The following is a 25,179-nucleotide window of genomic DNA, read 5'->3' as shown; positions in this document are numbered from 1 at the left end:
AATGTTTTTATAATTTATTCCAAATTTTCGAGGCTTGGAACCAAAATCTAAAACCCTAAGTTACAAAATCTAAAATCAATTGATACTGGCTTTGAACATTTTAAGCTCATCCCAGGTAAATTCATCGCCATGTTTTTCCTTTAGCGGACTCAAAGATTCTTCCTGATAAAATTCAAATGCTTCACGCAGGGCCAGGATTTTATCATAGGGTAAAACATCTGAAATCTCTACTTTTTTGGCCTGAATCAATTTAACCAAATGCATTTCAATAGTTTGCACGGTGAGTTTTCGAATTCGGGCAATATCTTCTATTGAATTTTTTTCCAGCCATAAATCATGCGTTTCTTCAATAGTTGTTTTCTTGTCAGCTTTTGGTACACTTTTATCCAATTTGCGTGCCGTGTAGCGCACTACAGGTTCTTCTGATTTAAAAATATCAGTGTTCGACATATTTAATTCCTCGCGAATCTTTGCAACCTTGTCTAATTTGTAGTTTTTAATCGCTGTAGACGACAATTTCTCCTTGCAGATGGTTTCGCCTGCCACGACAATTTCTATGAGTAATTTGGCCTTCATTAAGCGCAAAACGGCTTTGGTTTGCAAATCATCCAGAAAAGCCAGTTCTTCATAAAACTCTTTTACTTTTTTAAATTTCTGAATTTCGGCCATTTTGTTCAAAAGATCCGTCACCAGCTTATCCATTGGCTTGAAAAAATAATCATAAGCGGCCACTACCCTTTCCTGTACGAAAAACATATCGACGGTTTCTTTATTGAAAATTTTATTAAGCTGATGAACGAATTTCTGCGCAGGATCTGTTAGCCCGTCAATTATTTCTAAACGTTTATGTGCCCAGACAGCATGTTTCGATTTTTCGGATCCTGCAGCATTTTCGTTATAACTAAAACGATGATTGCGCCATTCCTGAGCCAAATCGGCCCAATTAAAACTGTTAATCAGATAGTTATGAATAAAGTTCTTTGTTTCAAAATGAAGCGAATGTTTTAAAACTTCTTCTGTCGCTTTGTTCAAAGCATAATCCATGACATCCTGATCGTTCGAAATACCATTCATTTGCAGCGGAGACAGCAAAATAAGACCGTTTAAGGACGTTAAACGCGATAAGGCAACATATGCCTGTCCGGGCAAAAAAACCTGCGATACATCGAGCGCAGCTTTCTCAAAAGTTAAGCCCTGGCTTTTATGCACGGTAATCGCCCATGCCAGTTTAAGCGGATAATGCGCAAATGTGCCTAAAACTTCCTCTTCGACTTCTTTTGTGAGATCGTTTACTTTGTAACGGATATTTTTCCACTCGTATTTCTCTACTTCAATGGTTTTATTCTCTTCCGGAAAATGTATAAAAATTTCTTCTGGCGAAAGTGATTTTACCACACCCATTTTTCCGTTGAAATAACGTTTTTCAAAAGACAAATCGTTTTTTACAAACATCACCTGAGCACCCACTTTGAGTTTTAAATTTTCCTCAACGGGAAAAATTTTCTCCGGAAAATCCCCCACAATAAAGGGCTGATAAGCGAACTCATTTCCGGCTAAATCACCAATTGCCTGTTCGTTAATAGAATCGGCTTTAGCATTATGCGTGGTAAGTGTAATATATCCCGGATTGTTTTTTAAATCAAAATCCGGTCTAACATACTCGTTTAAAACCTGAATGTCCTGAGGTGTAATCTGATTGTTGCGAAGATTGTTCAAAACCGAGATAAAAGTATCATCAGACTGACGATAAATCTTTGATAATTCGATATATAAAGGCGGAAATTGCTGAATGACATGCGAATGGAAAAAGAATTTTCCTTTGTAATAATTGCGTAAAGTTCTCCATTCTTCGTCCCTGATTACAGGTGGAAGCTGCAATAAATCGCCTATGAAAAGTACCTGAACACCACCAAAAGGACGTGAAATTTTGCGAACGGTCTGCATCATAAAATCGATAGCATCCAGTAAATCAGCCCGAAGCATACTGACTTCATCAATGATCAAAAGCTCCATGTTTTTGATCACATTACGCTTGACGTTGTTCATTTTAAAGTGTCTCCGCAAGGTTTCTTTGTTCTCGAATTTAACTGTTTCCGTAAACTGAGAAGCCTCTTCATAAGACGGAATAAAGGCTGAAAATGGCAGCTGAAACATCGAATGAATCGTAACTCCGCCCGCATTTAGCGCCGCAATTCCCGTTGGGGCCACCACTACGGTACTTTTATGGGTTGTAGAAATAATTTCGCGTAAGAGCGTAGTTTTTCCTGTTCCTGCTTTACCGGTCAGGAAGATTGATTTTTGCGTTTGATTGATGAATTGTAAGGTATAAGCAGCTGCTTCTGTAACGTTTTGCATTGGGCGTGTATTGAAAAACTAAAAGTATCGCATTTTTATAAAAGAAAAAACCTAAATCTTGACAGATTTAGGTTTTTACATTTAGTTAGTTAGTTTGGTATTATTTTTTAGCTTCTTCTCCTTCTTTTACAGCAGGTTTTTCATCTGTTTTAGGAGCCGACTTATACTTGTCGTTCAAAGCTTTAATGATATCTTTTGTAATATCATATTTCTCTTCAGCGTATAAAATTGAGGCTGCATCACCAGTTCCATAGATATAAGCATAACCGTTTTTCTTACCGTACTCTTTGATGAATTTTTTAACTCCACTTACCAAGGAATCCATTTCAACACCACTTTCTTGTTGCAATTGTTGAGACAAAGCTTGTTGAGCATACCCCAATTGTTGTTCTCTTTTTTGCAATTCAGCTCCTCTTTGTTGAGCCCAAGCCTGACCATTTGCCTGTGCCTGACTTTGAAAATTAGCAGCGTCTTGTTTAAAACGTGTAATCTCGGCTTGTAGTTGTCTTCCTTTTTCTTCGGCTTGCCCTTTGTATTTTGCTTCAAGGTCTTTTGCTTCAGTGTACTCTTTCATTAAAACCGAAGTATCTACGTAAGCTGTTTTTACTTCCTTAACTTCTGCAGTTTTATTACATGAAACGGCGAAAATTGAAAGTGCGATAATTACTAATGCTTTTTTCATTTTTTGAATTTCTATTTTTTTTAATGTATTGAAGACAAAAATATAAAAAAATAAATAGCATCAACATAAAGTTTAAAAAATGCTAGAATTTTATCATATTGTTTTTATTTATCGAAAGAAAATTGTCAATAATTCTACCCTATCAAAAGTGACTTTCATAGCTTTTATTAGAAACACTTTCTCAAAAAAGACGTATTTAGACCTCACTTATAAGGAGAAAACGCCAGAAACAGGCTTAAATTGCGTTTTACTTGTTTTTTAAGACATAAATGTGCGATGAATACTCTTTTGTACTGCCCGCTTTCAAATTTGACTTCAAACCAACAAAAAAAGCACTGATGTAATTCATTTTTCCGGTTTTGTATTTTTCGGATAATAAACTCACATAAAAAGAATCAAATTTCATGGGAAGTACTTTTTCTAATTTCATATCTACTTTTTCGAAAAGCGACTGAATGGCTTTTTTTGAGAAATGCCAAAAGTGAATTGGCACATCATAAGCGGCCCAAAAAGTTTTGTAATGCTGCGCGTCGTAAGATTTAAAATTTGGAACCGCAACAATTAATGTTCCAGTTGGTTTTAGCAAACGCTTTAATTCCTGAATTTGGAATTCTAAATTTGGAACATGTTCTAAAACGTGCCACATGGTAATGACATCAAAAGAATTATTTTGAAGATCACCAATTTCATTCACAAAAGAAATTCCTTTTTGAATCGCAATATTTTTTGCTCTTTCGCTGGGTTCTACTCCAACAGTTTCCCAACCATCATTTTTTGCAGTCAACAAAAAATCTCCGGTTCCGGCACCAATATCTAAAATTCTTCCTTTATGCGATTGTTGTGAATTGATCAGATTTAATTTATTCTTTAAAGCAATATTTTTGACAAAGTGATAGGCTTTTTCAAACAACGAACGTTTGTTATCCGTATGAGAAATATAATCTTCGCTTTCGTAATATTTTCCAAGATTTTCTAAATCGGGTTGCGGAGATGTAATTAGCATGTCTAAACTTTCATCGTAATACAATTCAAAAATTTCTTTAGATACAGAATGGTCTTTTACAGTAAGAAAATGTTTTTTATTTAAAACGTCCATTTTTAATTTTAGTGATTTTGGGTTTAATTTCATAGCAAACCCTAAAAGTGAAAATATCACTTTTAGGGTTTTATTTTTTATATATTATTTTTCACGTCTCCAGTTAATTTTAACACCTGACATCTTCTCATTTTCAATTCTTATTTCAGAACAAATAGCAAAACCGTTTTTAAGATAAAATGGAATTGGAGATTTGTACAATGTTGCATTTTGTTTTATTTCATTTTCATGATCAATAACCCAACCATTCAAACTATTGTTATTCTTTTTTATTTCATTCATCAAAAGTGATCCAATTCCTTTTCCTTGTATTTCATTTTTCAAAATCACAGCAAACCAATCTTCATTCTCTCTTAAAAAGATAAATGCCCAACCATTAATTTTATCTGACTCATCAAGCAATAAAAAATGTTTTGTATTTGAAAGTCCGTTTAGATATAGTTCGAAATCTTCAATAGTTTTCAAATTTAATCTTGCCGGATATTCATCATTCCAAAGCAGCATTAAGGATTTTTTCTCTTCCAGAGATAAAACTTCTTTTTGAACAATTCTCATAATCTTAAAATTCCAGATTTTAGTTTTTTTGTCACTCAGAATAAAAACGACAAAAGCAATAGCAAATTAGCAAGGCAATCTCCAGAATAGCGCTACAATTAAAAAGAATTCTTTTTTATCAACTTTTCAACGAAGATTTCTTATTCCTTATCACAACAAATTAAAACGCAACTTTATTTCAAATTCGTTTCACGTGGAACAATTCAAAATTAATTACTAATTGTAAATCCACTTATTTGAACTAAAAAAAGTTTCACGTGGAACAATTCACTTTCTGTTCAGGTATAATAGTTTCAGGTTTCACATTCGAACAACGTGAAACCTGAAATAAATAAACTTTCTTACCTCCCCATATAAATCAACAAAACCGAAATATCACTTGGTGATACTCCGCTTATTCTTGAAGCCTGAGAAATCGTCACAGGACGAATCTTGCTCAGTTTTTGTTTTGCTTCAATCGACATTGATTTAATTTTATTGTAATCGAAATTTTCCGGAATTTTCACTTCTTCTAAACGAGTTAGCTTATCGGCGTTGTTTCTTTCCTTTTCGATATAACCGGAATATTTTACCTGAATTTCGGCTTGTTCTAAAATTTCCTGATCCACATCATTAGCTTCTATATATTCTTTTACTTTCTCGAATTTCATCATATCCTCTAAATCGATTTGCGGACGCGAGAAAACTTTAAACATTTTATCACCCTGCGTAATCGGAGCAGTTTCTTTCGATTCCAAAATTGGATTCGTCTCTGCAACCGAAACACTTGTTTCTTTAAAGAAAGCCACCATCTTTTCAGATTCGTTTAATTTCTTTTCCATTCGGCGTAAACGAGCTTCTGAAGCCAAACCAATTTCGTGAGACATTGGAGTCAATCTAAAATCAGCATTATCCTGACGCAACAATGTTCTATACTCTGCTCTTGATGTAAACATACGATACGGTTCTTCTGTCCCTTTCGTAATCAGATCGTCAATCAAAACTCCAATATACGCTTCATCACGTTTCAAAATTAACGGCGCTTTTTCATGCACTTTTAAATGCGCATTTATTCCAGCCATCAAACCTTGCGAAGCTGCTTCTTCATATCCTGTTGTTCCGTTAATTTGTCCGGCAAAATATAAACCTTCCACTAACTTCGTTTCCAAAGTATGTTTCAATTGTGTGGGAGGAAAATAGTCATATTCGATTGCATATCCAGGACGAAAGAATTTCACCTTTTCAAAACCTACCACAGAACGCAACGCTTTAAACTGGATATCTTCCGGAAGCGAAGTTGAAAATCCGTTTACATAAACCTCACAAGTATTCCAACCTTCCGGTTCTACAAATAATTGGTGACGCTCTTTATCAGCAAATCGATTTATCTTATCTTCTATCGAAGGGCAATACCTTGGACCTAGACTTTTGATTCTCCCGTTGAACATTGGCGAACGATCAAAACCTTCTCTCAAAATATCATGAACATCCAATGACGTGTACGTCATATGACAAGATCTCTGATGCGTCAACGGAGATGTCAAATCCGAATAAGAAAACTTATCCGGTTTCGCATCTCCCTTTTCTTCGTTCATTTTAGAATAATCCAAAGAACGTCCATCAACTCGTGGTGGCGTTCCTGTCTTCATTCTTCCCGATTCAAAACCTACTTTTACTAAATCTTCGGTAATTCCGGTTGCAGCACTTTCGCCTGCTCTTCCTCCACCAAATTGTTTTTCTCCGATATGAATCAAACCATTCAGGAAAGTTCCGTTTGTCAAAACAACCGACTTAGATCGAATCTCTACTCCCAGCGAAGTTTTGATTCCTTTTATTTTTCCATCCTCGATAATCAAACCTTTTACCATCTCCTGGTAGAAATCCAAATTTGGAGTTCCCTCCAGCATCATTCTCCATTCTTCGGCAAAACGCATTCGGTCACTTTGAACTCTCGGCGACCACATTGCAGGTCCTTTTGATTTGTTCAACATCTTAAATTGAATTGCAGTTCGGTCAGAAACAATTCCTGAGTATCCTCCCAACGCATCAATCTCACGCACGATCTGTCCTTTTGCAATTCCTCCCATCGCTGGGTTGCAAGACATCTGTGCAATGTTCTGCAGGCTCATGGTAACCAACAAAGTTTTTGATCCCAAATTTGCGGCCGCTGCCGCGGCTTCAGATCCAGCATGACCTGCACCAACTACAATAACATCGTATTCTTCTAAAAACATTTTGTTTTATTATTCTCTGGAAACCGTTTAAGGCAGTTCTCAGAATTAACTTCATATTCATTTTTGTTCCACGTGGAACGGCGCTTACGCGCAAAATTAAAATTCAAATCACAATTTAAAAATTCCAGACTTCAAATTCCAGACTTCAAATTCCAGACTTCAAATTCCAACTAAATCGCAAAACTTGTTTCACGTGGAACATCAGTTTCACAGAATCTAAATTCAAATTACAATCGTAAAATTTTAACTTCTGACGTAAATCATAAAAAACTGTTCCACGTGGAACAGATTAAAAACATGCTTATTCTACAACTTATCAATTAGAAACTCTTGCAAATTTTATGTTCCACGTGAAACATTTGTATCACTTTCAAAATTATAATCTTCATTTTATGTTCCACGTGAAACACTATACTTGTAGATCTACAATTAAAATTTTAATCCAACGTTCCACGTGAAACATTAATATATATGCTCTGAATTTACTATCAATTGTTTCACGTGAAACATTAGTCTTTCGGATTTAAAAATTGAGATTAATTGTCTTTACTGTTCCACGTGAAACATTGCAATTTTCTCATCTTCTTTTGAACGCATTAAATCAGCATCTTTATCTGATTTATCTTTATATCCACAGTAATGTAATATACCGTGAGCAAGAACACGTTTTAATTCTTCTTCAAAAGAAACATTAAAATCTTTTGCGTTATCCTCTACCCTTTCAACAGAAACGAAAATATCTCCGTTTAGTTCGTTACCCACCGTGTAATCAAAACTGATAATATCTGTTAGCGTATCATGATTTAGATATTCTACATTTATCTTATGAAGATATTCATCATCACAAAAAATGTAATTTATCTCTCCTTCGTTTTTATTTTCAGAAACGATTACAGCACTCAACCAATCTGTAAAGGCTTGTTCGTTGTCTAAAGTAAATTCGGTTTCGTAATTAAAATTGATCATTTTGTATTAAAATATTCTTGAACCTTTTGATTAAAATTCGAGCGCAAAGGTAGTGATTGTCTGTTTAATATCTCTACACTGTTTAAATAATCCAATAACGAACTTGGCAACGCATTTGTTTTATTCGTAAATTCAGCCTTATTAGTTTCAGATTGTCGCTTTGTATCTTGCCCTTGTTGCTGAACTGCATTGTTTAATTTTAATAATTCTTGCTGAATATTAAGTATACGCTGCAAGTTCTCATTTTTAAAACCTTTATTTAAAAGTTGCTTTTCAGAAGCTTTCATTTGATCTATGACAGCTTTACCCTGAGAATCTAAACCTTGTTTTGCTAACTCCTTTTGTAATGCTTCACGAAGTTTAACTTGTTCTTTATATATTTCCATGATAGCTTCAGCATCTCCTTCTCCATCATTTCCATCTTTACTTTCATTACCTTTTCCTCCATTTTTATTTCCTTCTCCATTCTTCCCATCTCCACTTTTGCCCTGACCTTCCTTACCTTGTCCTTGCTTACCTTGCCCAGATTTTCCATCTTGACCCTCGCCAGGTTTATCTCCCGCTTTGTCGCCGGACTTATCCCCAGGTTTCATTCCTGCTTTCATTTTATCAGCCAAACCCTTTTGCTTTTGTATAATGTCCGGCAATTGCATTCCTTGCCCATCACCCGGTTTTGGTTTTCCCGATCCTGGTTTAGACATTGACATTTGCATGTTATTTAATAAATCACTTAAAAAATCTGCTAATTTATTTGCAGATGAAACAGCATATTGTTGATGGGAAACACCTTTTGGAACCTGAACATCGCTTAAACTTTCTATAGCTTTATCTACATTATACTGTACATTTCCAATTTCCCTGGTTACATCTTCTGCCACTTTTGGGTTACGTAAAGACAATGCAAACAAACTATCATCGACATGTTTAAACTGTTGTTTCAAATTCTGTTGCACTTTTATATTTTTCGTAAAAGCAGAAGAACCCAATTTCATAGATTTAAATTGTTTCATCACATCTTCCTGAGATAAAGAATAAGCTAAAAGATTATCCAGAACCTGACGAAGCATTGCAACATCTTCTTCCAGTTGTTCTTGTTCTCCACCTTCCATACTTGAATCCATTTGCTCCGCCATACTTTTCATTTTCTTAGCTGCGCTTTTTTGTTTTGGTTTAGCCGAAGAGGAATTCTTTTTACTCAATTCTTCAGAAGCTTTCTTTAAATCTTCCTTAACATCTTTCTCTTTTGAAGCGTCAGATGGAATCTCCAAAGGAGCTTTTAATGTTTTATTTTCTTCTTTCAGATCTTTTAAATCTTCCTGAATTTTATCAAAAACTTTATTAATATCTTCTTGTTTGTCCTGTGTGTTTTCTTTTTCTTTATTAGAAAGTTGTTCTTGTTGCTCTGCTAATTTTTTAAGTTTATCAGCAACTTGTTCTGCTTTCTTAGAAACATAAAAACGCTTCGTAAGTTCAACTAATTGTTCCAGGTTACGAGATTGGTTCTTGCTGATCTGTTTGAATTTTTCCATCTTATCAAACAAATCTTCACTATTTAATTTATCGTTTAGGTTCTTCAATTCATCCATCAACTTCTGATTCTTTTCTAAATCTTTCTCTGCATTATCTAAACGTTTTTGTAAATCATCGGCTGTTTTATCTTTCTTTTCAGATTGAAATTTATCCAGATTCTTATTCATTTTCTCAGCAAACTGTTTCATCAATTCGTCTTGCTGTTTCTGACGCTTGATAAAATCATTTACTTTTTGCTGGTCTTTAAACTCTAAATTATCCTTCTCTTTTCCTGCTTTTTGAATTTTATCCATTTCAGAAAATTGCTTTTCCTGATTCTTTAAAGATTTAGATAAACTATTTATATTCTGATTTTGTTGTTGTAATTCTAAATCATGAACTTCGTCTGTAGTTGAAACACGATCAGAAAAAACAGAAGACTTTGTACTCTTAAATCCATGAGGTGCATCATTATCAAAAACTTCAAAATAGTACTCGTAAGATACCCCTTCCTGAACTGCCAGATTACTCGGGAAATTAAAAACAAACTGATCGAATACTCCTGATTTCACAGGTATGGTTCCGCGCTTTGCTGTGTTTGGTTTATTATGTTCGTAATACACAACCTGTAGTTTTGATAAACCATAATCATCCCCCAATCTTCCCAGAACATAATTCTTATCTAATTTTAAACTATCAGGAGCCGGACTTACCGTGATTGTTGGATGCTGATCTTTGATAACTGACAGCTGATAATCAAGTTTTTCGTAGTTTTTAACCTTATTATTCGAAGTAAGAATTTGATATTCTGTATTTTGACTGATATTTTTAGCCAATTTAAACTCATTTTCTGCCTTTACAAACTTAAAAATTGCGTTCTCATCCTTCCAAACAATTTCCTGAGTCGATTGTGTATTCATTTTCCAGGTTACCAATGTTCCTTCCGGAACTATTGCATTTCCTGTTCCCTGAATCGTTTCAGATTTTTTCTTTAGATAAGATGGAAAATTCAACACCATTTCGAAGTTCGCAATGGATGGAACTGTGATTACTTTCAACTCATATTCTTCAGATGAAACTGAATTTCCTTCAAAAGAAAAGGCAATGTTTGATACCGGTTTTTCAATCTTGAATTCAAACTTTCCAGGCTGGGATGATTCCATAAAATAACTTTCGTTACCAATATGAATCATTACATTTTCCGGAACTACATTCCCGACAGATTCCATTTTGATCACGAAATCTTTGTTTTGTTCCGTCTGCAAATTAGCATTCAGCACTACAAATTTAAAAGGTGCCGGAGGTAAAAACGTAGCATTAAAGTGTACTACTCTATTAAAACTTTGAGAAATAATATTACTGTTTCCTGAAATATAAAACACTATAAAAAGTAAAATTGGAATGATTGCCAATGGTAAATACTTCTTATTTGTTTTAAAATTGATGGCATTCCCAAATGGAATTGGCTGTAATGAATTTGCTTTTTGTTCTATAGAAGCCAACATCAACTCTGAACTTTCTGTCGAATTCTCAGAAGCTGACAATTGTAAAAAGTTCGTCAACTTATCACTTACCTCTGTAAAATGATTCCCAATAATAGTAGAAGCCTGATTATAATCGATTCCTTTTTGAAGCTTGAACAACTTGAAAATCGGAAACAAAATAAAACGGAACAAAAGAAACACTTCTACTCCTATAAACATCCAGAATAATAATGTTCTTCCTAAGGGTTTCAACCAAAGAAAATACTCAATAAAGAGCGTGAACAGAAAATACAATAATCCGAAACCAATAAAAAGAAGCCCTCCTTTTATCAATTCATTGGTATAATATTTCTTTATAAATGCTTCTAGCTTTTGGTATATCGCAGATGTTGTTTTCAAGTTGAATCTCTTTTATTTATAACCTATAAAAGTACTAATTATAAGTATAAGTTTGAAAGTCAAAAGTAGAAAGTCAAAAGTTACACCTTTGAGGTAAAACCTTTCAGACTTTCGACTTTTGACTTTTAACGAATGTTGTATCTTTGCATCAAAATTTAAACAAATGTCAAAGCAAGTTCGTGTGCGTTTTGCACCAAGTCCAACAGGACCTTTACATATTGGCGGCGTTCGTACTGCCCTATTTAATTATTTATTTGCCAAAAAAAACAATGGTGTTTTTTATTTAAGAATTGAAGATACAGATCAAACCCGTTTTGTTCCGGGTGCCGAAGCTTATATTATGGAAGCACTGGAATGGTTAGGAATTGCTCCTGAAGAAACTGTTGGGAAGAATGAAAAATTTGGTCCGTACAGACAAAGCGATCGTGCGGCATTGTACCAAACTTATGCTGATCAACTGATCAATTCTGGTTGGGCCTATTATGCTTTTGATACTCCGGAAGCTTTAGATGCTTTGAGAAAAGAACAAGAAGCAGAAGGAAAAACATTTATTTACAATCACACAATACGTGAAAAGTTAGATACATCTTTAGTAATTTCCGCCGAAGAAGTGGCTAAAAGAATTGCAAACGGAGAACATTATGTGATCCGTTTTAAAACTCCGGTTGATGAAACTTTACATTTAAAAGATATCATTCGTGGTGATGTAAAATTCGAAACCAGTTTACTTGATGACAAAGTATTGTTTAAAAGTGACGGAATGCCAACCTACCATTTAGCCAATATTGTGGATGATCATTTGATGGAAACTTCACATGTAATCCGTGGTGAAGAATGGTTGCCATCGATGCCGCTTCACGTTTTATTATACAGAGCTTTTGGTTGGGATGCTCCGGAATTTGCACATTTACCTTTGATTTTAAAACCTGTTGGAAACGGAAAATTATCTAAAAGAGATGGTGATAAATTAGGATTTCCTGTGTTTCCGCTTGAATGGAGAACCGAAGAAAGCATTTCATCCGGGTATAGAGAGAAAGGATTTTTCCCGGAAGCCGTTATAAACTTCCTGGCTTTGTTAGGCTGGAATGACGGAACTGACAAGGAATTATTTTCTTTAGAAGAATTAGTAGAAGCTTTTGACTTGAACAGAGTTCATAAATCCGGAGCTAAATTTGATCCGGAAAAAAACAAATGGTTCAATCATCAATATTTAATCAAACAAAATGATGCTGATTTAGCGAAAGACTTCACTCCTATTTTGGCTGAAAAAGGCATCGATATATCTAAATTTGATGTGACAAGAATCGTTTCTTTGATTAAAGAAAGAGCTCATTTCGTTTCTGAATTTTGGGATTTGACTGATTTCTTTTTCCAGGCACCAACATCATACGATGAAAAAGCAAGCAAAAACTGGAAGGAAGAAACTCCGGCTTTAATGCAGGAGTTGATTTCAACTCTTGAATATATTGATGGTTTTGATTCAGCAAATATTGAAGCAATCGTTAAAGACTGGCTGACCAAAAATGAAATTGGAATGGGTAAAGTAATGCAGCCTTTCCGTTTGAGTTTGGTTGGAGCACTTAAAGGTCCTCACCTATTTGACATTGTTGAAATAATAGGAAAAGAAGAAACTATTGCCAGAATCCAGAAAGCAATTGCAACTCTATAATTATTTTACCATTAAGATATTAAGTTCATAAAGCTTGGCTTAATTTTTCTTAATCTCTTAATGGTAAAAAGAAAAATTCTAAATTTTAATTAAACGCTAAGATCATTTTATCAATGATCTTAGCGTTTTTTTTACGCTTAAAAAAATTGAATTTGGCAGATTATTCGTAATTTACCAGATCATAAAAACTAAATCAATATCATCATGGGTACAGCATTTATTATCATTATAGTCTTAGGATTATTTATTTTAATGTCTTCCTTCTTTACCGTTAAACAACAATCATCGGTAATTATAGAAAGATTTGGAAAATTTCACAGCGTGAGAAATTCAGGATTACAATTAAAAATTCCGATAGTTGACAGATTGGCCGGACGTGTAAATCTTAAAATTCAACAATTAGATGTTATCATCGAAACCAAAACCAAAGACAACGTTTTTATCAAAATGAAAGTTTCGGTTCAGTTTAAAGTGATTCAGGAAAAAGTATACGATGCTTTTTATAAATTAGAATATCCACACGATCAGATTACCGCTTATGTTTTTGATGTCGTTCGTGCCGAAGTTCCTAAACTAAAACTGGATGATGTTTTTGAAAGAAAAGATGATATCGCCATTGCAGTAAAAAGAGAATTGAACGAAGCCATGACTACTTACGGATATGATATTATCAATACTTTGGTAACCGATATTGATCCGGACATTCAGGTAAAAAATGCCATGAACAGAATCAACGCTGCCGACAGAGAAAAAACTGCTGCTGAATTTGAAGCTGAAAGTTCAAGAATCAGAATCGTGGCAAAAGCAAAAGCTGAGGCAGAAAGTAAACGTTTACAAGGACAAGGTATTGCAGATCAACGTCGTGAGATTGCAAGAGGTTTGGTAGAAAGTGTCGAAGTTTTGAACAATGTTGGAATTAATTCTCAGGAAGCTTCTGCCCTGATTGTAGTAACGCAACATTATGATACACTACAAGCAATTGGTGCCGATGCCAATTCGAATTTAATCTTGCTGCCAAATTCTCCACAAGCCGGAAGCGATATGCTAAATAATATGGTGGCATCATTCACAGCATCGAATCAGGTAGGCGAAATGATGAAGAAAAACAATAAAAAAATAGAGAAACCAAAACCTATTGAACCTCAATCTGGTTATGAAGATGACATTCAACCTGAAATAAAATAATTACCAAAAAGAAAAGAGGCTTAATTGCCTCTTTTTTTATTGATAAACCAATTGATAATATAGGGTAAAATGGATTGTAAAATTCGTGGATATGAGTTGGTGAAGTATTCTTTATAAGAAGAAAAAACTCCGCTAACTATACTTTGCGGCGTAATAGATTCTTTGGTTCTTTGAAAACTTAAAACTAATTTTTGATAATTAATCTCTTTCTCCAGTTTAAGAATTTCTAAATCTCTTTCGATTTCTGCGTACGATGCGTATTTTTTAGTTTCCATAATTAATCATTAAAAAAGATTTCTGAAAATTTCTCCAATATAGGACCTTCAACAACCTTATCTTTCAGGAAGAAAAGTAAAATTGTGAATAGTAAATAGATCCCTCCTACTGTTAAAAACCCAAGTGCGGTACTTTCGAATAAAGATCCAAAAGCATAAGCTGCCGCAAAAGATCCAAAAATCATAAACATACTAAAACACAATAAAATCAAAGTAAACTTAAAAATTAAAGTTGTCGATTTCATGGCAACCTTAAATCCCCAAAGTTTATAGTAAGCTAAATGACTGTCCAGATAAACTTTAGCCTGGTCCTGAATATTTTCGGTGTTTTCTTTTAATTCTTCAAAAGCCATAATTGTAATTTTAATTAAAAAAAGAAGCACAAAACTCATGATCCAACAATTGCATACGGATTATTCTAAAATTAAAATAACCTTTCCAATCATCAAAATCACATTCAGCTTTGTGCTTCCTGGATTATTATTTTTGAAGTTTAGCGTTCTGAGTTTTTAAATCAGCTAACTTAGATTCTAAAAAACTGATTACTTCTTCTGTTTTATAACTCATATTCGAAAGTAATTCACCATAAGTTCCATCGAGGTTTTCTTTTGCATGAGCAAATTTTTCACGCAGAACTTCAGAACTTGCTGAGAGTGAATCTTGTAAATTATGTTTAGCATCATCTAAACCTTCTTTAAGTTTAGCACGGGTTTTTGATCCTTTATCCGGAGCAAATAAAATTCCGATTGCTGCTCCTACTGCAGCACCAGCTAAAATTGCTGCAACTGTATTTACATTTTTTGACATAATATTAAAATTTTAATGATTACTAAAGGTACACTTTTTTTGAATTATAAATTATTGAATAATTACAATTTAATAGAAATTAACACTAAATTTAATACACATAAGCTACAGCCTCATATTTACCATCTCCTTTTTCGATAATACTCACAAACGGATATCCATTTGAGGCAGATTGTGTTTTGATTCTCATAGTGGTTTGGTTTTTATTAGCAATTGGCGGTTCACCTTTTGTCTTTGTCGAGACTCCTGAAAAATTAGCCACTTGTTTTAAACCTATTGTCTTATCCTGAGATAAAACAGTTACGAATTTATAATCTGATTTTGAATCTACTATAACTTTATCCGAAACTTTCTGAGTCTGATTTGATTGTTTATTGGTAATTTTTGAAACGGCATATTTGCTAATTTTATGTTCTTCGGCACTTCCGTTGAAGGAATAATAAACCAAATCATTTTCCAGTTTTATAAAATTAACATCCAGTTCTTCACCATTGTGTTTGATAATTTGGTGTGTCTGAGAAATTGCCATATTTGCAAATAAAATAGATAGCGTAAAAAATAGAATTTTCATAATATTAAAATTTAAGGATTAAAATTGTTTCCGTCAAAATGAAAGATAAAATTTCAAATACCCATAAAACTAATTTCATGAAATTTTTAAATTATGAACTACCCTCTGAAAAATACTTTTACGCTGGAAATATTATCAAAATACAATCACAATTACAATTGACCATAAAATCAATCTTCAGAATTCAGATTTAGAATTGACTCTAAAACCAAAAATTATTCATTTTTAGATTTTAGAAAAATTCAGATTCGATTCTTAAGTGAAATTCGAAATTTGACACTTTAGATTTGACCTTTGGATAAAAATACCAACTTTATAAACAATTGTATGTTAACAACGCGTTAAACTAAGAAAAATGAGGTCTAAAACTTAAATAAAGCTTAAAAATAAACAATAATTTAAAATATGAGTAATGACATGGAAGAAATTAAAAAATAGCTTAAAATCAATTTATGAAAGCCAATTTTAATTATATTCATCTATCAAAATAGAATATTATATAGTTTTTATAAATAATAAATAAAAACAATTAAAAAAATAATTTAAATATTTTTTATATATTATACAAAAGAGCACAATTTGAAAAAAAAATATGATAAAAAGTAAAATTTAAAATCTCAACTGAAATAATCATCGATTTATCTTAACAATTAATTTTATGTCAAAAAGCCATAAAATAGGGCAAAATAAAATCCAAAATTAAAATGAAGACTTCTATTTGATTATATTTCAAAAGATGATTAATGAGTTGAAAGAATAAAAAAAATAGCTTAAAATTAATTTATGAAAGTTAATTTTAATTGATAAATATTATAAAAAATATAAAAATGATAGTTTTAATATATTATAATAAAAAATTATAAATCATACTTTGATTATCATAAAAATTGATTTTAAAAAACTTACAGTTGAAAATTGTCGGAATGAAAAACTTAAAAATATAAGATCTTAGAAAAATATAATTATACGCCAACTTTATAAACAATTGTATGTTAACAACGCGAAAAACAACGTACAATCAACACTAAAATCAAAATAAAAGCTCACATTAAATCTTTTTTAGAAAGATGATTAATGAGTTAAAAGAAATAAAAAAATAGCTTAAAATCAATTTATGAAGGTCGTTTTTAATTTACTAAAACTATAATTTTCTATTTTTTAATAGAAAACATAAATAATAAAAAAAGCGCTTATAAAAAGCGCTTTTCAATAGATTATAATTATATTATATTTTTACCATTTCCTTAAGGATTTCAATTTCTCTTTCAGAAGCACTTTTTGGTGGATTTGAATATAACTTCAAAATATCATCTTGAAACTGATTTCTCAAACTTAAATCTTCTATATCTCTTAAATTTAAAAGAGCTTTAGATCGAACATAAGTTGACTCACTCCTAAGCGACATCGTATATAATTTTTTAATATCTTCTTCTTCAAAATCTGCTGATTTCAAATTAGAATATTTCAAAATAAACTGAGCAAACAACAATGAACCTTTGTTATTGTTGATATTCTTCTTCAATGAATTTTGTAATAAAGAAAAACTGGAAACATTTTTGATACTCTCCCCTATTGCACTTTCAATTGCAATACGTTCCGGTTTGCTTTCAACTTTAAAATATTTATTAATGTCTTTTAAAGAATTATTGATGCTGTTTTCTTCTTTTTTACCTTTTTCTTCCCAGGCATCTTTCAATCCAACCGTTTTGTTAAATACTAATTTTGAAGCAGTTGAGTCTTTATCAACAGTAAAATAACCCAAACGTTGAAACTGAAATTTATCTTCATTCTGAGCTGTTGCTAAACTTGGTTCAACAAAACCTTTTATAATTTCTAACGAATTTGGATTCACAAAATCTAAGAAATTTTTGTCTTTATAACTGTCCGGAGCCTCATCTGTAAACAAACGATCATACATACGAACTTCTGCCTCAATTGCATGTTGAATTGAAACCCAATGTAAGGTTCCGGATACTTTTCTTTGGCTTGCTTCTGTTCCGCTTCCGCTTAAAGAATCAGTATCATACCTTACATGAATCTCTGTAATATTTCCTTCAGCATCTTTTATAACACTTTCTCCTTTAATGATATAGGCATTTTTAAGACGCACTTCTTTACCTAAAGTCAAACGGAAAAACTTAGCCGGAGCTTCTTCAAGAAAGTCTTCTCTTTCGATATATAATTCACGCGAAAAAGGTACTTTCCTAAAACCAGCATTTTCATCTTCCTGATTATTTTCAGCTTCCAACCACTCTTCTTTTCCTTCAGGATAATTGGTAATTACCAATTTTACAGGATCTAAAACCGCCATTACACGGGGTGCAATTTTGTTTAAATCTTCACGAATACAAAACTCTAAAACCGATACATTGATCAAATTATCGCGTTTTGCAATTCCGGTTGTATTAGCAAAATTACGTAATGAAGCAGCTGTATAACCACGTCTTCTTAATCCTGAAATAGTTGACATTCTGGGATCATCCCAACCGTTAACATGCTTTTCTTTAACCAGTTGCTGTAATTTTCTTTTACTAACAACGGTATGCGATAAATTACGTCTTGCAAATTCTCTTTGCTTTGGACGCAGTTTGTTTTCTTCTAAAATCTGATCTAAAAACCAATCGTATAATTCACGGTGAGGCAGGAATTCAAGCGTACAAAATGAGTGTGAAATTCCTTCTAAATAATCACTTTGTCCGTGTGCCCAATCGTACATTGGATAGATTTTCCAACTATCTCCTGTTCTATGATGTTCTTTGTGTAAAATCCTGTACATAATAGGATCACGCATCAGCATATTGGTTGATTTCATGTCTATTTTTGCACGAAGAATATGAGTTCCAGCCTCAAATTCACCGTTTTTCATTCTTTCAAATAAACCTAAATTTTCTTCAACAGAACGGTTTCTGTATGGACTATCGGTTCCAATTGTAGACGGAGCTCCTTTTTGAATCGCCATATCTTCAGAAGACTGACTATCCACATAAGCTTTATCTTTTTTAATTAATAAAACTGCCCAATCATACAATTGTTGAAAATAATCTGAAGCATAACGTTCTTCTGCCCAGGTATACCCTAACCATTCTACATCTTTTTTAATAGCGTCAACAAATTCCTGTTCTTCTTTTTCAGGGTTTGTATCGTCAAAACGTAAATTCACAGGAGATTGATAATCAATTCCTAAACCAAAATTTAATGCAATAGAACTTGCATGACCAATGTGTAAATAACCATTTGGTTCCGGTGGAAAACGAAAATGAAGTTTGCTTTGCGAAAGACCAGATTTAAGATCTTCTTCTATGATTTGTTCAATAAAATTGAGTGATTTCTCTTCTGATGCCATTATTTTATAGTAATTTTAGCAAAGATAAAAAAAAGGTTTCAGGTTTCAGGTTTAAAGTTACTTAACTGGCGTTAAACCTGAAACTTTAAACTTGAAACAACAAGAAAATGGGAGTTATAAAATTAAAAAACATTCGTACTTTTTCCTACCACGGATGCATGATTGAAGAAGGAAAAATTGGATCTGACTACACTGTTGATCTGAAAATTAAAACCAATTTGCAAAAATCAGCCAACACAGATCATCTTGCAGATACGGTTGATTATGTACATTTGAACAAAATTGTGACTGAAGAAATGGCCATTCGTTCGCATTTATTAGAGCATGTAGCCAAAAGAATCAATATTAGAGTACTTGCTGAGATAGAAACTGCAGAAAAAACTACAGTTTGGGTTTCTAAAATAAATCCTCCTATTGGTGGTGATGTTGAATCAGTTACTATAAAAATGACGGAAATTAAAAAGTAATTCTTTCCATAAAAAAAGTATTTTTTTAAAATACTTCATTTTAAACTTTTGAAATTTAAAGATTTTAGTTACTTTTGCCATCCGTTCAACTACGGCGTCGTGGCCGAGCGGCTAGGCTGGGCTCTGCAAAAGCTCCTACTCCGGTTCGAATCCGGACGATGCCTCTAAAACCTCTAAAGAAATTTAGAGGTTTTTTTATGGTTAATTTTTAGAAAAAATTAGATAAAGATTTATGTTCAAATCCGGACGATGTCTCTAAAACCTCCAAAAAAATCAAAATGACAAAGTTCTACATGAACATTATGAACAAAAAAAACCTCTGAAATTCAGAGGTTTAATTTTATAATTTTGAGTTATTAACAACTACTTATCAATTTTATCGAAAGCATGCTTAACCATTTCTTTTTCTTTTGGAAACCATCCCTGAGTTATTAACACAACTCCAAAAACCATTAAAACAATACTAATTCCTTTTTTTATTTTTAAGATATTAGTTGGTGTCATTTTTGACTTTAATTGTTTGGCTAATAGTATTTTAAGACAATCAACCAATAAGTAAGTAATAATTACAGAGGTAAAAAAAGTAAACATTCTGGAGTTTTGCATTTCTAATTTTGGTCCTACAGAAATAATCACCGCTAACCAAAAACCCAAAACGCCAATGTTAATAACGTTCAATAAAAAGCCTTTTATAAACAAACTGCCATAGTTTCTTTTTATAATATCGCGATCTATTTCTTCATCATCAATTTTTTCCTCGTTTCTTAATTTCACGAAAGAAATAATACCATAAGCGAGCATAATAATTCCTCCAAATATAAAAAGTGCCGGTTTATCTTTTAAACTCTGAATTAATCTGTAACTTCCTAAATAAGCAATTGCTATAAAAAAAATATCACCTAATACTACTCCAAAATCAAAAACTATTGCAGCTCTGAATCCTTTTGTAATACTGGTTTCAAGTAGTATAAAAAATACCGGACCTACCATAAAACTTAAAAAAAGTCCCCATGGCAGTCCAGCCAAAATATCATTTATCATTCAAATACGATTTCTTATTTTACCTCTTCTATTTTACCTCCAAAAACCGTTTTTTGATTAATTTGTTTCGGTTTTCCATAAATGTAAATAGAGCCTCCTGCGCTTACTTTTGCATCTACAAGGGTAGAAGCATTCACATCTGCTTTTCCTCCCGCAGAAACGCTTACTTTAGTCTGAGACGTGGCTAATTTACTTGCCAGAAGATATCCGCCTGCTCCAAGACTTGCATCCTGGTTAGAAGCTTTACCAGATAATGTGATTTCGCCACCTGAAACTGAACTTACATTAAGTTTATCAACATCCAAGGCAACATTAATTTTGCCGCCTTCCTGAGCACTTACTTTAAAAACAGTAGCTTTAATAGCTTCTTTACTGGTTACTTCTGCACCTTCATTAACATCTATCAGTTCTAAATGTTTATAATAAACAGTAATATCTAAATCATTTCCGGATAATAATTTCGGAAAAGGCATTCTTAATTTTAATAAACCTTTCTTGTTAACAACTTCAACTTCTGATTCACGTGCCCCTTTGATCACAATCTTATTTTCTGAAGATTGTACCAATTTTACACTTAACTTATCAAATACTTTAACCGAATCAAAATCACCTATATCTTTGGTAACCTGACCAAAAGACATTTGAATAAATAAAATTGCAGCTCCTATAATTAACTTTTTCATACTTTTATTTTTTAAATTAAACTTCTATTCTGCTCGTCGTAAAAAATGAAAATCCAGTTGTTTTTTAACTAAATCTGCATTTTTAACTTTTACATATATTTCATCTCCCAGCTGTAAAATACTATTTGAAGTAGCTCCAACTAAGGCATATTGCTTTTCATCGAATGTATAATAATCATCTTTGATTTCTCTGATTCTTACCATTCCTTCACATTTGTTTGAAACAATTTCAACATAAATTCCCCACTCTGTAACACCGGAAATAACTCCAAGGAATTCTTCATCCTGATGATCCTGCATGTATTTAACCTGCATGTATTTGATACTATCACGTTCAGCATTGGTTGCTAAACTTTCCATATTTGAACAATGTAAACACTTTGTTTCATAAACTTCTTCATCTACAGAAGCGCCATTATCTAAATAATATTGCAGCAAACGATGTACCATAACGTCCGGATAACGACGAATTGGCGAAGTAAAATGGCTGTAATAATCAAAAGCTAAACCGTAATGGCCAATGTTTTCTGTCGAATACTTGGCTTTACTCATACTTCTAATGGCAAGAGTATCAATTAGATTTTGCTCTTTTTTACCGTTTACTTCTTCCATCAATGCATTTAAAGACTTAGAAATATCGCCTTTGTTACGGAAATCAATTTTATAACCAAATTTAGCAATTACGGTTTGCATCGCAATCAATTTGTCTTCATTTGGTTCATCATGAATCCTGTAAATAAATGTTTTCTTCTGTTTACCAATGTATTCCGCTACTTTTCTGTTGGCTAAAAGCATAAATTCTTCGATCAGATGATTGGCATCTTTAGATACTTTGAAATACACCCCCTCAGGTTCTCCTTGCTCATCTAAGTTAAATTTTACTTCTACTTTATCAAAAGAAATAGCACCATTGGCCATTCTTTTCTTTCTTAGAATTTTAGCTAATTCATCTAATTTTAAAGTCGCCTGAGTAATTTCATCCGAAACAACATAAGATTCTCCTGTGATTGAAATATCAACCGGAATCGTATTATCTTTTGTTTCAATGATATATTGTGCTTCTTCATAAGCAAATCGCTGATCTGAATAAATTACTGTTCTGCCAAACCATTGGTTGATAACTTGTGCATTTTCTGAAACTTCAAAAATAGCCGAGAAGGTATATTTCTCTTCATTCGGACGTAACGAACATGCAAAATTAGATAAAACTTCCGGAAGCATTGGCACTACTCTATCGACCAAATAAACCGAAGTTGCTCTTTGATACGCTTCATCATCCAGGATTGTTCCTTCTTCAAGATAATACGAAACATCGGCAATATGAATACCAATTTCGTAATTTCCGTTCTCTAACTTTTTGAAAGACAAAGCATCATCGAAATCTTTTGCATCTTTTGGATCTATCGTAAACGTAAGGGTATCACGCATATCACGACGTTTTGCAATCTCAGATTCCTGAATTGAGGTATCAATCTTTTGTGCAAACACCTCTACTTCTACCGGAAAATCTGATGGTAAACCATATTCAGCCAAAATAGCATGAATCTCGGTATTGTGTTCTCCCGGTTTTCCTAGAACTCTGATCACAGATCCAAACGGACTATCAGCTCTTTTTGGCCAGTCTTCAATCGTAACTAAAACAACATCACCGTTTTCTGCTTCTCCTATTTTATCTTTTGGAATAAAAATATCCGTATACATTTTAGGATTGGCGGTAGATACAAAAGCAAAATTGGCCTGAATGTCTATTACTCCTACGAACTCTGTTTTATTTCTTTCTACAACTTCAATTACTTCACCTTCAGGTCTTTTCCCTTTTCTTCGGTTATAAACATAAACTTTTACTTTGTCTTTGTCTAAGGCACGATTCAAATTGTTAGTCGGGATAAAAACATCTTCGCTGAAATCAGGACAAATAAAATACGCCGTTTTTCTGCTGGTCATATCAATCGTTCCTTCGTAATAATCCTGACTTTCTGCTTTTACTAAATATTTGCCAGGTTCAGATTCTATAATTTTCTTTGAAGCAGCCAGAATTTTTAAATCTTTTATAATCTGGTTTCTGCTTTTTGTATCATCAAGTTCGAGCTTTGCTCCTATCTGTTTGTAATTAAATGCTTTATTAGGACTTTGCGATAAAATTTTTATTATTTTACTTGAGAAATCTTTCTCATTTTTTATCGGTTTTCTAATTTTCTTATTCATATATCTTTTCTTAAAAAGTTAAAATTACGAATAAGATATCAGATTATAGATTTTAACAAATAAATTATTAAAAATATAACTTTCAAAGAGAGCTATTTATTGATTTCCAAAGGTCGTTTGTAATTCGTATATTTACAAAAAGACCCTTTATGGAAAGCTTTAAAACCATTGCAATATTCAATTATCAGCACGAAACAGTCGTTCTAAAGCACTTACTAGAGCAAGAACAGATTCCGTATTACTTTGAGAACGAAATGACCTTATCTGTCGTGCCAATGTACACGACAGCACTGGGTGGAATCAAACTCAAAGTTCATCCAAACGATTTCGATGAAGTTCAGCAAATTCTGGACAATCTTAATAACCCACTTAAAATTGTTTAAACTCATCTGTTTTTTCAATTTCAAAAAATTATTTTTCTTTTAAACTTTCAAAGTTGTCAACATATATTAAATACAACAAAAAGAAAAATTTAAATTAAATTAATTTTTGGTTGTTATTATAGCTTGTTAATATGTGCTATAAATTTATTTTTAAATGTATTGAAATGAAGTTTCTCTTAGTTATCGTGAGTTATCAACATACTTATATTTTGTTAAAAGTCTAATTTATAAGACTTTTTGTATTTTAATTAACAATGGTTAACAACCCAAAACAGATTCATTTTGTAGATAAGTTCACTTGTTGATATTTGTTGAAAATGGCATTTTTGATATTGATAACTTTTCCAAAAATTCATGAAACTTTATTAGGTTATTTCATTCCGGTTTTGGATTAGGTTTTTTTTCGACACAACCAAAAAAAACTTCTAATTTTCTATCTCAACTTATTAACAAATAATGTTAACTTAAAGTTAACTGAATATCAAGTAATTAGGTTTTGCTATTAACATTATAAAAAATTAACAAAATATATGTTTATTTCTTATTGATTATGAGATACTTATATACTTATTAATAATGTTAATAAGTGTTAAGATTTTGAAATAGAGACAGTTGTAAAATAAGTTTTTTTCGATACGATTTTCAGTAAATCAATACCTTCTATTTAACTGTTGAAAAACCATCTTAATGATTGCAAAGGAAAAAATATTACTGCTACTTAGTGAAATTCTTGGTGAACTTTTCTTTTCAAATAGAATTACTTCGAAATTCTTTAAGTAAATTTGCAATACACAACTTAATAGTACTTACAATGAAAATTTCGATAGGAAACGACCACGCAGGACCAGATTATAAAAAAGCAATTGTGGCAATGCTAAAAGCAAAAGGATATGAAGTAACCAATTATGGTACAGATTCTGAAGATTCTGTTGATTATCCTGATTATGGTCACCCGGTTGCCAATGATGTGTCTGAAGGTAAAGCTGATTTTGGTATCGTGATCTGCGGAAGCGGAAACGGAATTGCCATGACTGTTAATAAACACCCTAAAGTAAGAGCTGGTTTATGCTGGACTAAAGAAATTGCCTATTTAACACGTTTACATAACGATGCAAATATTGTGAGTATCCCGGCACGTTTTACATCGATCCCACAGGCAGTAGAAATTGTTGAAACATTTTTAACAACTGCATTTGAAGGAGGAAGACACCAAAACAGGGTAAATAAAATTGCTTGTCAATAAAACGTCAAAAAAATCGGGTGCTGCGCACCAAAAAATAAACACACCGGG

Annotated in this window: 20 protein-coding genes and 1 tRNA gene; 6 read left to right on the top strand and 15 right to left on the bottom strand. The window is 32.5% G+C overall.

Annotation, left to right across the window (positions count from 1 at the left end; all coding sequences use genetic code 11):
* Positions 1 to 75 precede the first annotated feature (75 nt).
* The 7 genes from ACHRWY_RS10320 to ACHRWY_RS10290 all read right to left on the bottom strand — a co-directional run bounded on the left by ACHRWY_RS10320 (position 76) and on the right by ACHRWY_RS10290 (position 11,259).
* On the bottom strand, positions 76 to 2,355 hold the full coding sequence (locus tag ACHRWY_RS10320) for a helix-turn-helix domain-containing protein (protein WP_395354339.1): 2,280 nt from the start codon (positions 2,353 to 2,355) through the stop codon (positions 76 to 78).
* A gap of 100 nt (positions 2,356 to 2,455) precedes the next feature.
* Entirely contained in the window at positions 2,456 to 3,037 is a 582-nt protein-coding gene (locus ACHRWY_RS10315; RefSeq protein ID WP_395354338.1) for an OmpH family outer membrane protein, read from the bottom strand.
* Positions 3,038 to 3,284: 247 nt separating this feature from the next.
* A complete protein-coding gene (locus tag ACHRWY_RS10310) occupies positions 3,285 to 4,133 on the bottom strand; it encodes a class I SAM-dependent methyltransferase (protein WP_395354625.1) in 849 nt (282 codons plus the stop codon).
* An 84-nt stretch (positions 4,134 to 4,217) separates the two neighbouring features.
* Positions 4,218 to 4,688 (bottom strand): GNAT family N-acetyltransferase, encoded by a 471-nt coding sequence (locus ACHRWY_RS10305; protein ID WP_395354337.1) that lies wholly within the window; start codon positions 4,686 to 4,688, stop codon positions 4,218 to 4,220.
* 341 nt (positions 4,689 to 5,029) lie between these two features.
* Positions 5,030 to 6,901 carry a tRNA uridine-5-carboxymethylaminomethyl(34) synthesis enzyme MnmG gene (gene mnmG / locus ACHRWY_RS10300; RefSeq protein ID WP_395354335.1) on the bottom strand — a complete coding sequence of 624 codons (1,872 nt, stop codon included), beginning with the start codon at positions 6,899 to 6,901 and terminating at the stop codon, positions 5,030 to 5,032.
* Between the two features lie 546 nt (positions 6,902 to 7,447).
* The gene (ybeY, locus tag ACHRWY_RS10295) at positions 7,448 to 7,867 is read right to left on the bottom strand and encodes an rRNA maturation RNase YbeY (RefSeq protein WP_395354333.1); all 420 of its coding nucleotides are present in this window, start codon (positions 7,865 to 7,867) and stop codon (positions 7,448 to 7,450) included.
* Complete coding sequence (locus ACHRWY_RS10290) at positions 7,864 to 11,259, bottom strand: hypothetical protein (RefSeq protein WP_395354331.1); 3,396 nt, start codon at positions 11,257 to 11,259, stop codon at positions 7,864 to 7,866. The genes ybeY and ACHRWY_RS10290 overlap by 4 nt, the downstream gene beginning before the upstream one ends.
* A gap of 163 nt (positions 11,260 to 11,422) precedes the next feature.
* Here ACHRWY_RS10290 and gltX point away from each other — a divergent pair, with 163 nt between their 5' ends.
* Both gltX and ACHRWY_RS10280 read left to right on the top strand, forming a co-directional pair.
* Entirely contained in the window at positions 11,423 to 12,928 is a 1,506-nt protein-coding gene (gltX, locus tag ACHRWY_RS10285) for a glutamate--tRNA ligase (protein ID WP_395354330.1), read from the top strand.
* 204 nt (positions 12,929 to 13,132) lie between these two features.
* Positions 13,133 to 14,113, top strand: a complete 981-nt coding sequence (locus ACHRWY_RS10280) for an SPFH domain-containing protein (RefSeq protein WP_395354329.1) — start codon at positions 13,133 to 13,135, stop codon at positions 14,111 to 14,113.
* Between the two features lie 20 nt (positions 14,114 to 14,133).
* Here the strand turns inward: ACHRWY_RS10280 and ACHRWY_RS10275 are convergent, their stop codons facing one another.
* The 5 genes from ACHRWY_RS10275 to ACHRWY_RS10255 form a co-directional block, all read right to left on the bottom strand.
* The gene (locus tag ACHRWY_RS10275; RefSeq protein WP_395354327.1) at positions 14,134 to 14,388 is read right to left on the bottom strand and encodes a DUF6327 family protein; all 255 of its coding nucleotides are present in this window, start codon (positions 14,386 to 14,388) and stop codon (positions 14,134 to 14,136) included.
* A gap of 2 nt (positions 14,389 to 14,390) precedes the next feature.
* A complete protein-coding gene (locus tag ACHRWY_RS10270; RefSeq protein ID WP_395354325.1) occupies positions 14,391 to 14,741 on the bottom strand; it encodes a competence protein in 351 nt (116 codons plus the stop codon).
* Positions 14,742 to 14,868: 127 nt separating this feature from the next.
* Positions 14,869 to 15,195 (bottom strand): YtxH domain-containing protein, encoded by a 327-nt coding sequence (locus ACHRWY_RS10265; protein ID WP_395354323.1) that lies wholly within the window; start codon positions 15,193 to 15,195, stop codon positions 14,869 to 14,871.
* Positions 15,196 to 15,286: 91 nt separating this feature from the next.
* Positions 15,287 to 15,766, bottom strand: a complete 480-nt coding sequence (locus tag ACHRWY_RS10260) for a hypothetical protein (RefSeq protein WP_395354321.1) — start codon at positions 15,764 to 15,766, stop codon at positions 15,287 to 15,289.
* Positions 15,767 to 16,991: 1,225 nt separating this feature from the next.
* A complete protein-coding gene (locus ACHRWY_RS10255; protein WP_395354319.1) occupies positions 16,992 to 19,109 on the bottom strand; it encodes a glutamine--tRNA ligase/YqeY domain fusion protein in 2,118 nt (705 codons plus the stop codon).
* Between the two features lie 107 nt (positions 19,110 to 19,216).
* Between ACHRWY_RS10255 and folB the strand changes: the two genes are divergently transcribed.
* Entirely contained in the window at positions 19,217 to 19,576 is a 360-nt protein-coding gene (gene folB / locus ACHRWY_RS10250) for a dihydroneopterin aldolase (protein WP_395354318.1), read from the top strand.
* A gap of 93 nt (positions 19,577 to 19,669) precedes the next feature.
* Positions 19,670 to 19,740 (top strand) — tRNA-Cys (locus tag ACHRWY_RS10245).
* A gap of 199 nt (positions 19,741 to 19,939) precedes the next feature.
* On the opposite strand, the gene ACHRWY_RS10240 is transcribed toward ACHRWY_RS10245, so the two are convergent.
* The 3 genes from ACHRWY_RS10240 to rnr are packed head-to-tail and all read right to left on the bottom strand — an operon-like array spanning position 19,940 to position 23,505.
* Entirely contained in the window at positions 19,940 to 20,617 is a 678-nt protein-coding gene (locus ACHRWY_RS10240; RefSeq protein WP_395354316.1) for a LysE family translocator, read from the bottom strand.
* A 14-nt stretch (positions 20,618 to 20,631) separates the two neighbouring features.
* Positions 20,632 to 21,300 (bottom strand): head GIN domain-containing protein, encoded by a 669-nt coding sequence (locus ACHRWY_RS10235; RefSeq protein ID WP_395354314.1) that lies wholly within the window; start codon positions 21,298 to 21,300, stop codon positions 20,632 to 20,634.
* Positions 21,301 to 21,324: 24 nt separating this feature from the next.
* Entirely contained in the window at positions 21,325 to 23,505 is a 2,181-nt protein-coding gene (gene rnr, locus ACHRWY_RS10230; RefSeq protein ID WP_395354312.1) for a ribonuclease R, read from the bottom strand.
* Between the two features lie 149 nt (positions 23,506 to 23,654).
* Here rnr and ACHRWY_RS10225 point away from each other — a divergent pair, with 149 nt between their 5' ends.
* Entirely contained in the window at positions 23,655 to 23,888 is a 234-nt protein-coding gene (locus ACHRWY_RS10225) for a DUF2007 domain-containing protein (RefSeq protein ID WP_395354310.1), read from the top strand.
* Positions 23,889 to 24,699: 811 nt separating this feature from the next.
* Complete coding sequence (gene rpiB, locus ACHRWY_RS10220; protein ID WP_041520454.1) at positions 24,700 to 25,131, top strand: ribose 5-phosphate isomerase B; 432 nt, start codon at positions 24,700 to 24,702, stop codon at positions 25,129 to 25,131.
* Positions 25,132 to 25,179 lie beyond the last annotated feature (48 nt).

Origin of the sequence: Flavobacterium sp. FlaQc-48 (genome assembly GCF_044007335.1) — a bacterium.
Classification (GTDB): Bacteria; Bacteroidota; Bacteroidia; order Flavobacteriales; family Flavobacteriaceae; genus Flavobacterium.
This window is presented reverse-complemented; position numbering and strand designations above follow the sequence as displayed.